This window comes from Mucilaginibacter sp., assembly GCF_028287845.1.
Lineage (GTDB): Bacteria > Bacteroidota > Bacteroidia > Sphingobacteriales > Sphingobacteriaceae > Mucilaginibacter.
This window is the reverse complement of record NZ_JAQBOW010000163.1, coordinates 42,696-56,288: the sequence shown is the minus strand read 5'-3', so window position 1 is coordinate 56,288 and position 13,593 is coordinate 42,696. Positions and strand designations below refer to the sequence as shown.

Sequence of the window (13,593 nt, the reverse complement as noted above, 5' to 3'; positions counted from 1 at the left end):
CAATAAAGATTTTAGTTAAAATGACTGTTATCATTTTATTGATGTTGTTTTTTATTTAGCATTGCCATATATGAAACCTAAAAACGGACTCATTGCAATTAGCTATTTAATCACATCCCTTGGTATTCTTGTGGTGATTGGCTGGATTTTTAATATCCTCATCCTTAAAGCTGTGTTGCCTGGCTTTACAACCATGAAAGTCAATACTGCCCTTTGTTTTATCGCTTTGGGAATGGCTTTAAATCTTATATTAACAGGAAAGAGCCGTAGCCTTTATTTGATATCGGCTGGCTTTGTGTTTCTTTTATGCCTTCTTTCCCTTTTACAGGATATTTTTAATATCAATTTTGGGATGGATGAATTATTAATAGCAGATAAAGGCAATTTATTGAAAAATAGTTTACATCCTGGCCGAATGTCTCCTACCACTGCATTTTGCTTTTTCCTTATAGCCCCTTCATTATTCATATTGAATAACAAGAGATGGAACATTTTCGGTCAGTATATACTTCATTTTGTTTCACTAATCACTTTTATTGCTGTTGTTGGCTATTTTTTTAGCGTTCCAACACTTTATAAATTGCCCTATCTGCCATCTATGGCTGTGCATACGGCTATCGCTTTATTTATTTTTTCGGTAGCGGTATCAATGGTCAATCCATATCTTGGAATCACAGGTTTATTTACAGGAGACAGGATAGGCAACCAAATGGCCCGAAGACTATTTCCAAAAATGATCATTGCAATATTTGTCCTTGCTTTCTTGCGGATTGAGGCGTACAGATACCAGGTAATTGGAGTGGAATTTGGAATCGTTTTGTTTGCATTGTCATTTACTTTTGTCGGCCTCATATTAATTTGGGACACCGCAACTTTATTGAATAAAATAGACCATCAAAGAGAAGATGCGGAAAATGAGATCAGGTTGAACAACGAAAATCTTGAATTAATCGTAATTGAACGAACCGTAGACTTGAAAAAATCTATTGAAACGCAAGAGAAACTAAATAATACATTAATTGAAAAAATTGAACATGTTAAACAACAAGATCATACCATTGAGAAAATTCGGGAGTTTAAATTTTTAGCGGATTCTATTCCTCAAATTATTTGGACCACCAACGTTGATGGAACCGCTGATTATTATAATCAATACTGGTTTACTTATTCTGGCATGACTTTGCAGGAAACAAAAGACCAGGGATGGGTATCTGTTATGCACCCCGATGATATTGAAAAATGTTTAACGGCCTGGACGGAATCATCTACTACAGGCACATCCTTTGAAAGTGAATATCGGCTTAAACGGGGTTCTGATGGTATGTATAAATGGCATTTGGGGCGAGCGCAGCCCATGAAAAATGAAGATGGTGAAATTATTAAATGGTTTGGGTCAAGCATTGACATTGATGAGTATAAAAAAGCGATAGAACTGCAAAAGAGAATTGCCCAATTTGAAGATTTTAATCGGATAGTTGCACACAACTTACGCGGGCCGGCAGGAAGTATTCAAATGATATTAGCCATGATGGCGGAGTCTGAATCTGATACAGAAAAATCGGAACTTTTTGGGATGCTGGAAAAATCAAGTGCCACCCTAAACGAAACACTAAATGACTTAATGAAGGTACTGGAAGTCCGAAATAATAATACTTTGCCTTATGATCATTGTGATTTAACAGAAATAGTGGCCGGAGTTGAAGCCATGTTAACGGGGCAAATTGTTTCCAAGAATGCAAAGATATCTACTGACTTTGAAACGCCTTCAATGAAATTTCCCCGAATCTATCTGGAAAGCATATTTTATAATATGATCAGTAATTCCTTAAAGTATAGTAAAGCCGACATTCCGCCGGAAATCAGGATTACTTCCCGCTTCGCGAATGATAAAGTTATACTTGCTTTTAGTGACAACGGACTTGGAATAGATTTAATTATGCATGGAAACAGTATGTTTAAATTAAATAAAATATTCCATAGGGGATTTGATAGCAAGGGAGTTGGCCTTTTTATGACAAAAACACAAATAGAAACGTTTGGTGGAAGTATCAGTGTTGAAAGCGAGCCGAACATTGGAACAACATTTACAATTGAACTGTAAAGTCTTCAAAAACAATGAGCTTACCAAACCACATTACATTAGTGAAACATACCAGTTGTGTTGAACTGAAGATTACCAATTAAAATAGTAGTTATGTCGTTAAATGGTCTTTAAAAATTATTCCAATGAAAAAAATCGAAATAGTAAGTATTATTGATGATGATGCCTTTTTTCAGTTCTCTACAAAAAAAACGTTAGAGTTAAGCAACAAGGTCGAACACATCCTCCAGTTTCATGATGGTGAAGAAGCCATTCAATATTTTTTAGAAAACAAGGACGAACCGGATAAAATACCTGATTTAGTGTTTTTAGATTTAAATATGCCTTACATGGATGGGTGGCAGTTTCTAGATAAATTTATGGTAAATGACTTTAAAAAGGAATTGATAACCATTTACATCTGTACATTTTCTACCAGTAAATTTGATTTAGATAGGGTTTCAAATTATCCTGTATTAAAGGGATATCTTCTCAAGCCAATTTCCAAAGCGGATTTTTTTGAAAAGTTAGAAAAAGAACTTGAAAACGATTCGCTTTTGGATTAAAAGATGATGTCATTCTTCAAATATTCACGCACCTTCAAAATGTCTTAAAAGCGCCCCGTGTTTTCACCAAAGAGCATCAAATAATAGGGAAACAAGGGATTTTAGCCCCTGAATGTCAATTTCAAATTCTTTGTCAGTTTGCATGGAGATTTAAAACCACAAAAAACACAACACATGAGTCAGTTAAATGCCTCCTATTTTATAACTTAACGTTTGCTTCGCGAACTTTAAGTTGTTGTTGCCAATCTTCCCAAATCATCACCATTGCCAATGTATCCAGTTCGCAATATTTTAAAAGCGATGAATGGATAGGTTTCCTTTCCTCCGGTTTCATTTCTGTAAACTGCATTTGGGCATAAGCCATCATTGCTGCACCTCCATCACTTAACTCAGCCTCCTCATCCATCAGCAAATCGTCTAATAAGGATTCATCTATTCCTGCGAATATAGACTTCAGTTGTTTATAAGGGCTGATTACCTTACCCTGGTTATCCAGGTCGATCCATACCTTTTCACTAAAATTTAAACTCTGATTTTTGTCTTTATAGATGGGGCGGCTATACTTTTCCTGAAGGAATGGGCTGTTGTTTAGTATCGCTGGTAAAATATCTTTAATGGAATTTGATCCGTTGGTGAGTGGAGAATAATAAAATTTCTTAACCCAATCCAATAAATCTATCATGTTCCGGGTGCCTTCCCATTTTACGGTACTGTCCCCCGTGGATTTACTAATTGTTTCAATCCATGAACATAATTCATTGGCATCCGGTTCAGATGATTCTCTTAGCTGCCGGTGAATAGCGTTAAGTATAGAATTTTCATGGGCAGCATACCGAAAAATATTGCCGCTATCTCCATCAAGATCCGCTTTAAGTTTCCTGATAAATTCAAAATTGGGAAAGCTGCCCTCCGTATTTAGCCACTGCCCTTTATGTTCAATAGTGCCGTCCTGATGAAGCACATGATGTGAAAACTGAAAAGCGATCTGTTCATAAGGCCTCCGGTTCGCGTTAAATGGAATAGCCACAGCAGAGGTTTCAAAATCTATGAAGTGTAGCGGATAGGTAAGGGTTGAAGAAATCTGCTTAAATCCTTCATCATCAAAATAGTTCGATAAGTCCTTGTCTTTTGATTTCTGTACCTGTAATTCCTGACGATCAACCCGGCTTAGGCCTGGTTCAGTATTAAATTGGGGTTTCTGACCTTCCAAGTCAATTCTACTTAATTGAGATTGAAAAAATATGTTATTATCCAGGTACTCATTTTTTTTCCTAAAGTCCCAAACATTAAGTATAGATGGTTTTAAAAAGTCCTCCTCGGTAAAGCCATTGACGCTTTTCCAGCATTCCTTATACCCATTTTTTAAACCTAAAGCTTCTTGCTCCGGCGTAGCGCGAAACTCGCAGGTCTTACAATACGCTCTTATTTTGCCCTGTATGCGTTCATCAGATTTATATTTTTGGGCAAAAAAATCAATCCATTCTCTAAACGATTTGGTATCATCATTATACAACGGGTCATCTTTTAGCAGCATATCTGCCAGTTCATCTATATTGACACGACAAAGGATTTCTTGTCCAATAGCTGCGGGTGAAACATCCCCTGATACCTTGACTGAAACTTTATTATCCCTATTCTTTTGAATATGAAAATGTTGATTCAGACCGTCAACCGATGTCTTTTTACTTTTATCTGCCAACATCAAAAACGCCTTAACCTTTAAATCGGGCCTGGAACGGGAGATCACATACTTTTGGAAAGTAACATCATAAACATAGGGTTGCCATTTTGGAGAAATTCCATTGGCATTTAAAATTGATGCTTTTAAGTTTGTCGGATCGTATGATTTTGCCTTAACTTCAAATAATTTCAGGCTGTTCCCGTCTTTGACAACGATGTCTGCCCTGATAAAAAACAAATCAAAACAGAAAGCAGCTTCATAAATGGTTACCTTATCTAAAAGTAACAGTTCATTGGTTTTTAGAAGTGCTTTGTCATAATCAAGTTCGTCGATTTTAATTCCGCCTGGAAAATAACATTTCGCAAGTTCACCGACCTGAAATCCACCATTGGCCAAAGCTTCCAAAAAAGTGTCCTGGATCTTTTTATCAGGATACTCTTTTTTTGAATTATAAAAAAGCTTAGTTGGACATTCTAATGCAAGTTTTAATTTGGATTTTGTTAAATATCTCTGACCTGACATTGATTGGGGTTTATAAGTATCACCTGCTCATAATTATCTATTCCGCTCGTTAAAATATATGCCGCAAGGCGAATATTGATTTGTTATTCTATCTTTATATTTAATATACTTCGGATCTTAATGATTTAAAGTGTTTTAAACAGCTTGGCCGGGAGTTTCGGAAGATCCATTTACATTTTCCGTTTGCCTATATTTTTCCCATGCTTCTTTATATAGATTCTCGCTATCATCTTTAAACTTGTTTTTATTTAATAGAATCTCAGCGAATTTTGCATGAAGGTGTTTGTATATAATCTGATGCGCTTTATTTTGCAATAATTTCTCGTCATATTCATCCATTTTAAAATCGCTTTCAACAGCTAAGTTCAAAAGTTTAAATAAATCCTCCTTGTTAATTTCGTCGATTGAGTGCCAATAATCTTTATCGTTCTCTCTTCTATTAAAGAAAGCTTTATTATCGTCAATTTTTAAGTAATCCATAAGTTTTATTTCTCTCTTCGTAAGGTTGCTCACCAGCCTCTAAACAGGCCATCATCACTCCGTAATTGTCTACTACTTCGCCGTCAACACATTTTAGTTGTTTATCGGATGGGTATCCGGAAAATACCTGATATTTTACTACACTCTGACTAACACTTTTACGAGTGTAAACAATATAATCAGGACTTATTGACGCTCCAACCGTGCTGTTATGTGTTACAAGAATTACTGGGATATGCGCAGAGATGTCCTTTAATAATTTGTTTACTTCACTTTTTAAGAACAAGTTATCAAATGAGGATTCAGGCTCATCTATTAATAACATTTCATAGCGCATAGCATCTTTTATTTCATGCAATAGATTAAATTCCGAACGCTCACCACCAGAGACAGAAAAGTTATCTCTATTTAAGGTTATGTAATCAATATCCACAAAGAATTTATGAATTTCTGTAGGTGGTAGTCCCGTTTCTTTGAGAGCTTTAAGAAATGAACCGGGACCATTATACTTGTTAAATGCTTCCGTAAATGTTAATTGGGTTTTGCTTATTGTTTTCATTCTTTGAGCACCGGTAAACTTCTTTGTTGAAACAACTACCTTAAATGAACCAAATTCTTTCCGCTCAATTTCTCTTTCTTTCCTAATTTCATCCACAATTTTAATAAATTTCTTGACTTTATAATTTTCCCAAATGCTGTTATATAAATCAATTTCATTAGGTGGAACAATTGTGGTTTTAAGTTTTAAATCATCTTTTATTTTATTAACTAACTCATTGACCCAATTTCTTTTCAAATTCAATTCATAACTATCAATGTAGTTTTCAATCAATTCACATATTAACTTTTTAAGATTTTCAATATTTAAATGCTTAACTATTATTTGACTATAGGATGTATTATCAATTAATTTTGCCGTAGCCTCGATTAAGTCACTGAGACCTTTTAACTCTGAGATAGAAAACTGTACTTCATCAAAAAGTCTCGCGCGGGAAAAGCTATCATGTTTATGACTATCCGAGGCATATCTAATTAAGCTATCAAGATATTGACCTATTTCTGATTTATTAGCTGTATAGTCAATATTTATAACATCGTCAACGACATGTTTAAATTCTTTCAGGAATCGCTCACTAACATCGCTATTGCGATTTGACATTAACGTTTTAAACTTTTCCTCGTCATTTTGCAATAGAGCAAACTGTTCGATATATTTAATATTATCTGTGAACGCAGACTTAATTTTATTTAGCGTGTATGATTTTCCAGAAGATCTTTCGCCTAATATTACATTTAAACCAGTGGACAAATATAAACCGTCATCTGTGGCTTGAAAACGTTCGTTACCGTCATCTTTAGAAAGAAACACCTTTGTTTTGTCTCGAAGGCAAAATTTTAGCCCCATCAGTGTTAAGTCGCCGATGTCTACAAAAGTAGCTTTAGTAGGATAGGGTGACATATTTTCAATAATTCTAACATCACTAAATATTACTGGCGTTAGCTTAGTGACATCTTGAATACACATTTTAAACTTGGAAGGACTTGTTACTTCGCCTGCATAGATATGAGGACTTAACTTGTTAATAGTCTCTTTTGAAATAATAGGATTCTTATCGGAGTGTGGGATTAATAAATACTTACTTAAGTCTGGAAAAATTATTTTGAACGTTTCAACAGATATAGAATCGTTCTTGTTTACTATCTCAGCTTCAACCATATTGCATTGAATCTCAAATTCTTCCAAGGCAACAATATCTGATATTAATAGTAAGTGCCCACTTTCAAGATTGATTTCAATACCAGGAAATACTTTAATACGTAAATTGGATCTGATTTCCTCAAATTGCCTTAAATCAAATAAATTGTGATTAGTAATTGCAATGCAGTCAATTTCAGACTTGGTAACGTACCCCTGTAGACTTGCAAGGCTAAATTCAAATGCGGCGTCACTTATTGAAGATTTAGTGTGAATGTGTAAATCAATCTTTTTCAATTTGATTTGGGTATAGGATTGGTTATTTAAACCTAACACATTTAAACTGGTTTTCAAAATCCCCCCTTATAAATTTATGTTTTTAATAATTGATTTATCTTATTATGTATTGCTTGTTTAATTTAATAGCCTTTTACTTCAAACCACCCCCTGTTTTCACCAAAGATCATCAAATAATAGGAAAACAGGGGGTGTTCTTCCGGGCGGGCGTAGCCCGCCGCCGGGCAATTTTCACACTAAGGGGGATTGCTCCCCCTGTAATAGGTTTAAGGAAAAATGATCTATGTAGCAGGATTTATATTTATAACCTGCTCATTATTATCAATTACGCTTTTTAGCATATTTGTTGCAAGGCTAATTTCAAAATCATCCGTTTTGGTCACGTTTAAATTTAGATTATTTATTTCATCAAGCTGTTTAAGGCATTTTGATATGATTTTCAAAACCTTAAAATCTGTTTTATCTGCTAAAATACTCATGTTATAAAAATTAAAGGGGGATCGCTCCCCCTTGGTTATCAATTATAAATCAGCGCTTCGCCTCCGTGCTTTACAAAATCGCTACAAAGATCAAAAGTGGTTTGCGCCCGTTGCTTGGCAGTTCCATCCATAATGGATTTAAACTTTGCTTCATCACTTTTAAAACTGCGCACATTTTGAAAATAGCCCGTTACCGCATTATAAGCACCAAACACCGTTCCGGCGGTAGTTTCCAATTGCTGGGTATGGCTTGCCAAAGCATATTCATACACATTATCTACGATGTTGGTGTAATGGGTAGATAACAGGTCTAATTTACCTTCGGCTAAGTTGGTCAGCACTTCTTTATTAGGTGCCATTGCAATTTGTATTAATTTTTTCACTTCGGTATCGGTGATACGCGCCTTTGCCCATTCGTTAAATAAGCCCTCCATTTCACCCGCTAAAACGTGGCTGATCCCCATAAGCGTATGCGCCTGTTTTAAACGCTCCCCTGCGGATGCGGTATGCCGTATTTTAATGGCGTTGCTATTGCTCTGCATGGCAGCGTTAAGCGTGTTGTTGCAAACTATTCTTATGGGGGTAAAAGCGGCTGTAATACTCCCTAAACCATCGTGAGAGGTGGTTAAAAACAGGTATTGCTCGATCATATCCTTTCTTCCTACTTTGATATAATCGGGTAGTTTAGCGGTTATAAAAACCCGTTCGCCATTGCCTAACGCCCCGGCTGTTTCGTATAAAATACCCTCGCCACCGCCTACGATAGCATCGAAAAAAGAAAACGCATCCCGGTTTTGCACCACTTCATAATCATTGCCCACTACGCCCAAAACCTGTTCCGTGTCGGCCCTAACGGTCGCAAAGAAATTAGGTACGGCTATTTCAGGGATAATTATCTCAGCAGTGCCGAGATAATTATCTGTATCATACGTAAAGAGCGGTCGTTTCTCAACAATATAATCCAGTCCGGCGTGTTGTATGGCTTCGCTGCTGGTCGGGTAACGGTCTATCACCTGCCCGAGATTGTGCCAGGCTTTTTCTTTTACGCTCATAAAGCTGTTTTTGCCTGTTTTCTGATTGAAATTTATTTGATGTGCCATGATAATTTTAATTTAAAGGGTTTTAGTTTTTAACTGCATGATCTCTGTTTTCAAAACCTTAACTTTTTTGGTACTGCTTACCGTTAATTGCGTTTTCGTTTGCAGTTCTCGTATTGCCTCATGTATATCCTTATGGGTGGTTTTGATGGTTATTTTCAGTAGTAAAAAGATTGTATCTTCCATCGCCTTAATTTTGATAGGTGTTTATAAAATCGTTTAACTCGAATTGAAACCTTACCGGGTTTTCCTGTGCTAATTGCTCTGCGTAACCTTCCCAAAATATTTGGTTGGTTAACTCTATAAATTGCTCGTACATCGGATTATCTTTTAAGGTGAAAATTAAAAATGCTCCCGGCTTGCTACCGGGAGCATTAGACTGGTTAGGCATTAGGAAAAACGATATTGGCTTCAATGTCCGCCAGTTTGTCGCTGCAAGCATCAAAAATGAATTGGGATACCAAACGGATCAAGCCCGGTGTGGTGGTAATAAATTCCCGGTTCTTATCATCTTTAATAATCAGTTTGCAGCCCTGATACGGGTTATCTTCCAACTCGTCATTTTCCTGCGTTAACGCCACCTCAAAGGCTGTTAGCTGGTTGATACGGGCAATCAGGTTTACCCGTTGGATGCTCCTGCGGTGCAAATCATCCACCACTTTTAAGGTACTTTCTAAGTTCAAAGCGAATTTTACGGGTTTTACTTCCGCTGTTGGTTCTTCCGCTTTTACCGCCTCTGCCTTTGGTTCTTCTTTCAATTCGGGTTTTTCGGGTTGCCCGTCAATGTGAACGGGTTGGTTATCCATTGTAGCGGGGCTATTGGTTTTAACCTCGTTGGCGTTGTTTGCCTCAACTTGCGGAGTTTGGGCAGGTGTTTGATTTTTAGCGTTTTCATCTTCTTTGGCTTCCTTTTGGGTTAAGCTTGGGCGGTTTTCAACTCGGTTTGCTGTTTGGTTGTTTTTTGCTGCTGTACCTTGTACTGCGGTTGCATTTTTTTCTGTTGTTTTCATTTTTTTACTGCTTTTAAAGGGTTAAAAATTTGTTTTCTTGTTTCCCCCTTTTCCCGAAGACTTTCCTAAAAAGCTATTTTTCAAAAGAAAAAACGGAAAAAAAGAAAGCAATTAAAAGTTGCCCGCAGCAGGCAAAAGGAAACGGAATAAGTCCCGCAGGGTGAATTGGCGAGGGACGAGCTAATTCATTATGCCGTAGTCTTTTGCGGATGTTTTAGAAGTCTTTTAGTAATGCGGGCAAAACCTTAGCTGCCTTTTTCTCCGTTTCGATTGGAAAATAGCTACTTAAAGTGTCTGATCTTTTAGCAATAAATTAAGTGCAGAGAGAAGGCAAGCGCCGCTTTTCCCGGCGTAATGCAATGGAGCGGGTAAACAAGTGCAGCCCTGAATGATGCTCTTAATTGCATCTTCCGGCAGGTTTACCAAAGCGATGCTTTTGCAGCATAGCAAAAATGCAGGAGCATGAACTTTAAGCAGGCCATCTTTTAAAATCCCCTGTCAAGGATAGCAGTGGCATCCTTTCAGAGAAAGATATAGCGTATAGCCTGGCCGTAGGGACAGCATAAAAACGAATCAGAAAACATTAATGCTTAAAATATCCATCATTAAGTCCTTATTTATCCATTAATGATGTAAAAAACAATCATTATAACCCTTAATTAGTATTGTTATTTGGTATAGAACCCTCAACATTAAGGACGAATTAGGCAACACTGTTAAGCGGGAAAAAGTAGAAAAGAAGGATCAGACCCAAAGCCAAAAACTGGACAAAGCCGTCAGCAAAGACAAAACCCCAATCAAAAAAAGCCGGAAAAAGCAAAGGCATGTCCGTCTAACAAAAATTAATATCTTTAAACCTTAATTTTAAGTTGAGCATATATTAATCTTAAACAAATTATCAAAATGGAAACATTCAAAAAAGTAAAAGAGTTAGTAGCTGCCATAGAAGCAGACGCGGAAAAATTTTATAACCATGCCAATTCAGCAGCAGGAACCCGTGTCCGCAAAGGAATGCAAGACCTGAAAAACCTTGCCCAGGAAATCCGCACCGAAGTAACCGCTAAAAAAACCAGCGCGAAATAATCTACAATATTGTTTTGGGGAAAATAGAGGCCTGCTTTTAGCGGGCCTCTATTTGTTTAACGGGCTTACGGTTTCCCGTTAATTTCAGCCAGCAGCCGTTGTTTAAACCGCTTCATTCTTTTAAGGAAAAAGCCATTTTGACCATCCCGTAGATTTTTTGACACCACGCAAAACATTGTCAGCCTTGCAACCAGTTTCTTAAACTGGCTTACTTCATCATGTAATTCCTTCATATTGTAATAATTAAGAAAGAATTATACTCACGATCACCGCTTTGTTGCAGTAATCTGAATTATTTTGAAAATAAATTCAAGAATTCTGAATAAGAGGTCGTTAAATAACCTTATCATTTTTTAAAATCATCCAACCCAATTTGCTCCGGTGTTTTTTGAACCAGTACAGCTTTTGCCTTCTCGCAAAATTCAAACGTTGCCGGTTGGGGAAAAGGGTCTACCACGTAAATCCTACCTTTAAAATTCTCCAAAATGATATTATTGATTTCTTGATCTCCACAACCATAACCGATAAGTATCAACGTATCCGAAGCTTGTAAGTTGCTTTCGAAAGCCTTGAATATCCCCTCATAATATATGAGATCACTATAACGCAATATTTTTGATGTGGTACCTGATAGAAAATCAGGAAAGTAATTAATGAAATCATTTATATACGCCAATTTACCATCTTCATCAGTTACTTCTTTGTAGAGATCAGTTACTCCAATGCCCGGTTTTATTTTGATATAGCTATCTATCTTTCCACCATTCATCAGATGAAATGGGTATTGGTCGAGGCTTCCATGCAATTTATAAAGCCTGAAATTTGTGTCGTATTCACATGAAAAATATGATAATCTGATTTTTGAACCGTCTTCCATTCCGCCATAAAAGGGCGAACCTAATTCCTGAAAGCCATCAGATAAATTACCATGTAAGGCATCAGTATGATTTAATGATTCTAAAAATAAGTCGTGATTCAGCGTATTTATATGAACAATATTTTCATTACCCCATTTTTGTAGACACCCCAAAAACCCATTGTAACCGGCGTATGGCCCCATGTGGTGAATCTTTTCATAGAACTTAGTGCCGTCACGATCAACAAGAAATCCTGAAATTAACTGGTTGAAAATGCTGTTGTGCCTGCCAATTAAATCAATGTTTTCATTTTCGATGTTGTGCTTCTCTCTAAAGGCATTACATAATTGTTCAAAAGCTTCGTCTGTTTGTCCCGGTTGATTGACGTTAGTGTAGTAATCAAAAAATTCTTCATAGTTGAAAGACTCGTGGTTAGCGACGTAAAATGCGATCAGTTCGAGCGTGAACAATTTATAAGTGTGAGACGCATCGTGTATATACGGGTCAACCTGGCCTTTTTTCAGCCAACAAACCGAACCTTGTTGTGCGACCGTAAACTCATCTCCCCTTAACGAAGTGATTTTGTTGTTTAGTTGGTTTGCCGTAGGATATCCCTTGTTAACGGAAAACCCAGCACCTAATAGCAATGAAATATTACTCATGATGAATGATTGGTTATCGCAAAAGTACCACTATCAGAACATATTCGCTTGAAAAGAAATTGATAGTATTAGTGATATTTTTTTTCAAACAATGATGTAATATATAGAACAATTATTACTTTTGATACCTATGGTATCAAATTAAAATGATACCATAGGTATCAAAGTGGACTGATGGTAAATTGGGGCAATAATGTAAGGTTTTTACGTAAGCACCGGCGCTTAAGCCAGGATGCTATGGCGCAGGAATTGCACATTAGCCGGTCAAAGTTGAATGCGCATGAAAATGGGCACACGGTGAACCCACCAGTAGAAGACCTACTTGCCTTTTCGGATTATTTTGGAATCAGTATTGACGACCTATTAAAGACAAAACTTGGAGAACTGGCGGTTGATGAGCTGAACAAACTTATTGCAGGGAATGAACCTTATACAAAAGGTAATAATTTACGGGTGCTGGCGATAAGTATTGATAGAGAAAACAAGGAAAACATTGAATATGTGCCGGTCAAAGCAAAAGCGGGATACCGGGCGGGCTGCCACGATCCTGAATTTATAGCAGCTTTGCCTAAATATAGCTTTCCCGGCTTGCCGAAAGGTCGCACATTCAGAATGTTTCCAACAATAGGCGATTCGATGCTGCCTATTCCCGAAGGTAGCGACATACTGGCTTCCTATGTAGGCGATTGGACAACCATTAAACAAGCTACGCCGTGTATCGTTATTTTCAATAGCGAACAGGATTTTGTATTTAAAAATATAACGCAGCAATCGGATGGTGTTCTATTGTTGGAATCGAATAATGGGCTATATAAACCTTATACCGTTCATGTTTCCGCCGTTTTGGAGATATGGCAATTTGAACGATTTATCAGCCAGGAATTACCACATCAACCCACCGAGATGGATGAATTAAAAACAATGCTTATGGATATGAAAAAACAATTGATGCTGAAATAAAAGTAGGGTATTGCGACCCCGGTAAATATATTGACCACGGCTGAATAGGACAGCCAAAGTCTAACATGTTGATAATTAATGATTACGTTTGCGGCGATTTTTGATACATTTATAGGTATTGAG

Annotated in this window: 14 protein-coding genes; 4 read left to right on the top strand and 10 right to left on the bottom strand. The window is 36.9% G+C overall.

Going from position 1 to position 13,593, the window contains the following annotated elements:
- Positions 1–70: 70 nt before the first annotated feature.
- Together JWP71_RS16985 and JWP71_RS16980 are read left to right on the top strand one after the other, a co-directional pair.
- Positions 71–2,101 (top strand): PAS domain-containing sensor histidine kinase, encoded by a 2,031-nt coding sequence (locus JWP71_RS16985; protein WP_299502455.1) that lies wholly within the window; start codon positions 71–73, stop codon positions 2,099–2,101.
- 125 nt (positions 2,102–2,226) lie between these two features.
- Positions 2,227–2,646 (top strand): response regulator, encoded by a 420-nt coding sequence (locus tag JWP71_RS16980; RefSeq protein WP_299502452.1) that lies wholly within the window; start codon positions 2,227–2,229, stop codon positions 2,644–2,646.
- Positions 2,647–2,845: 199 nt separating this feature from the next.
- Here the strand turns inward: JWP71_RS16980 and JWP71_RS16975 are convergent, their stop codons facing one another.
- The 8 genes from JWP71_RS16975 to JWP71_RS16940 form a co-directional block, all read right to left on the bottom strand.
- A complete protein-coding gene (locus JWP71_RS16975; RefSeq protein WP_299502449.1) occupies positions 2,846–4,849 on the bottom strand; it encodes a DUF2779 domain-containing protein in 2,004 nt (667 codons plus the stop codon).
- Between the two features lie 135 nt (positions 4,850–4,984).
- A complete protein-coding gene (locus tag JWP71_RS16970; protein ID WP_299502447.1) occupies positions 4,985–5,329 on the bottom strand; it encodes a hypothetical protein in 345 nt (114 codons plus the stop codon).
- Positions 5,310–7,322, bottom strand: coding sequence for a histidinol-phosphatase (locus JWP71_RS16965; RefSeq protein WP_299502445.1), 2,013 nt, complete (start codon positions 7,320–7,322; stop codon positions 5,310–5,312). The genes JWP71_RS16970 and JWP71_RS16965 overlap by 20 nt, the downstream gene beginning before the upstream one ends.
- 281 nt (positions 7,323–7,603) lie before the next feature.
- A complete protein-coding gene (locus JWP71_RS16960) occupies positions 7,604–7,801 on the bottom strand; it encodes a hypothetical protein (RefSeq protein ID WP_299502443.1) in 198 nt (65 codons plus the stop codon).
- 38 nt (positions 7,802–7,839) lie between these two features.
- Entirely contained in the window at positions 7,840–8,901 is a 1,062-nt protein-coding gene (locus JWP71_RS16955) for a DUF932 domain-containing protein (RefSeq protein ID WP_299502441.1), read from the bottom strand.
- Positions 8,902–8,913: 12 nt separating this feature from the next.
- Positions 8,914–9,084, bottom strand: a complete 171-nt coding sequence (locus JWP71_RS16950) for a hypothetical protein (protein WP_299502439.1) — start codon at positions 9,082–9,084, stop codon at positions 8,914–8,916.
- A 4-nt stretch (positions 9,085–9,088) separates the two neighbouring features.
- Complete coding sequence (locus JWP71_RS16945) at positions 9,089–9,289, bottom strand: hypothetical protein (RefSeq protein ID WP_299502438.1); 201 nt, start codon at positions 9,287–9,289, stop codon at positions 9,089–9,091.
- Positions 9,282–9,908, bottom strand: a complete 627-nt coding sequence (locus JWP71_RS16940; RefSeq protein WP_299502436.1) for a hypothetical protein — start codon at positions 9,906–9,908, stop codon at positions 9,282–9,284. The genes JWP71_RS16945 and JWP71_RS16940 overlap by 8 nt, the downstream gene beginning before the upstream one ends.
- Positions 9,909–10,811: 903 nt before the next feature.
- Here JWP71_RS16940 and JWP71_RS16935 point away from each other — a divergent pair.
- The gene (locus JWP71_RS16935; protein ID WP_299502433.1) at positions 10,812–10,991 is read left to right on the top strand and encodes a histone H1; all 180 of its coding nucleotides are present in this window, start codon (positions 10,812–10,814) and stop codon (positions 10,989–10,991) included.
- Positions 10,992–11,056: 65 nt separating this feature from the next.
- On the opposite strand, the gene JWP71_RS16930 is transcribed toward JWP71_RS16935, so the two are convergent.
- Complete coding sequence (locus tag JWP71_RS16930) at positions 11,057–11,224, bottom strand: hypothetical protein (RefSeq protein ID WP_299502431.1); 168 nt, start codon at positions 11,222–11,224, stop codon at positions 11,057–11,059.
- Positions 11,225–11,337: 113 nt separating this feature from the next.
- On the bottom strand, positions 11,338–12,510 hold the full coding sequence (locus JWP71_RS16925) for a hypothetical protein (protein WP_299502429.1): 1,173 nt from the start codon (positions 12,508–12,510) through the stop codon (positions 11,338–11,340).
- A gap of 174 nt (positions 12,511–12,684) precedes the next feature.
- Between JWP71_RS16925 and JWP71_RS16920 the strand changes: the two genes are divergently transcribed.
- On the top strand, positions 12,685–13,470 hold the full coding sequence (locus tag JWP71_RS16920; protein WP_299502427.1) for a helix-turn-helix domain-containing protein: 786 nt from the start codon (positions 12,685–12,687) through the stop codon (positions 13,468–13,470).
- Positions 13,471–13,593: the final 123 nt, after the last annotated feature.

What these genes read in the sequence shown, in the direction of transcription:
- JWP71_RS16985 (WP_299502455.1), top strand. Translation starts at nt 71, where the DNA reads ATGAAACCTAAAAACGGACTCATTGCAATTAGCTATTTAATCACATCC.
- JWP71_RS16980 (WP_299502452.1), top strand. Translation starts at nt 2,227, where the DNA reads ATGAAAAAAATCGAAATAGTAAGTATTATTGATGATGATGCCTTTTTT.
- JWP71_RS16975 (WP_299502449.1), bottom strand. Translation starts at nt 4,849, where the DNA reads ATGTCAGGTCAGAGATATTTAACAAAATCCAAATTAAAACTTGCATTA.
- JWP71_RS16970 (WP_299502447.1), bottom strand. Translation starts at nt 5,329, where the DNA reads ATGGATTACTTAAAAATTGACGATAATAAAGCTTTCTTTAATAGAAGA.
- JWP71_RS16960 (WP_299502443.1), bottom strand. Translation starts at nt 7,801, where the DNA reads ATGAGTATTTTAGCAGATAAAACAGATTTTAAGGTTTTGAAAATCATA.
- JWP71_RS16955 (WP_299502441.1), bottom strand. Translation starts at nt 8,901, where the DNA reads ATGGCACATCAAATAAATTTCAATCAGAAAACAGGCAAAAACAGCTTT.
- JWP71_RS16950 (WP_299502439.1), bottom strand. Translation starts at nt 9,084, where the DNA reads ATGGAAGATACAATCTTTTTACTACTGAAAATAACCATCAAAACCACC.
- JWP71_RS16945 (WP_299502438.1), bottom strand. Translation starts at nt 9,289, where the DNA reads ATGCCTAACCAGTCTAATGCTCCCGGTAGCAAGCCGGGAGCATTTTTA.
- JWP71_RS16940 (WP_299502436.1), bottom strand. Translation starts at nt 9,908, where the DNA reads ATGAAAACAACAGAAAAAAATGCAACCGCAGTACAAGGTACAGCAGCA.
- JWP71_RS16935 (WP_299502433.1), top strand. Translation starts at nt 10,812, where the DNA reads ATGGAAACATTCAAAAAAGTAAAAGAGTTAGTAGCTGCCATAGAAGCA.
- JWP71_RS16930 (WP_299502431.1), bottom strand. Translation starts at nt 11,224, where the DNA reads ATGAAGGAATTACATGATGAAGTAAGCCAGTTTAAGAAACTGGTTGCA.
- JWP71_RS16925 (WP_299502429.1), bottom strand. Translation starts at nt 12,510, where the DNA reads ATGAGTAATATTTCATTGCTATTAGGTGCTGGGTTTTCCGTTAACAAG.
- JWP71_RS16920 (WP_299502427.1), top strand. Translation starts at nt 12,685, where the DNA reads ATGGTAAATTGGGGCAATAATGTAAGGTTTTTACGTAAGCACCGGCGC.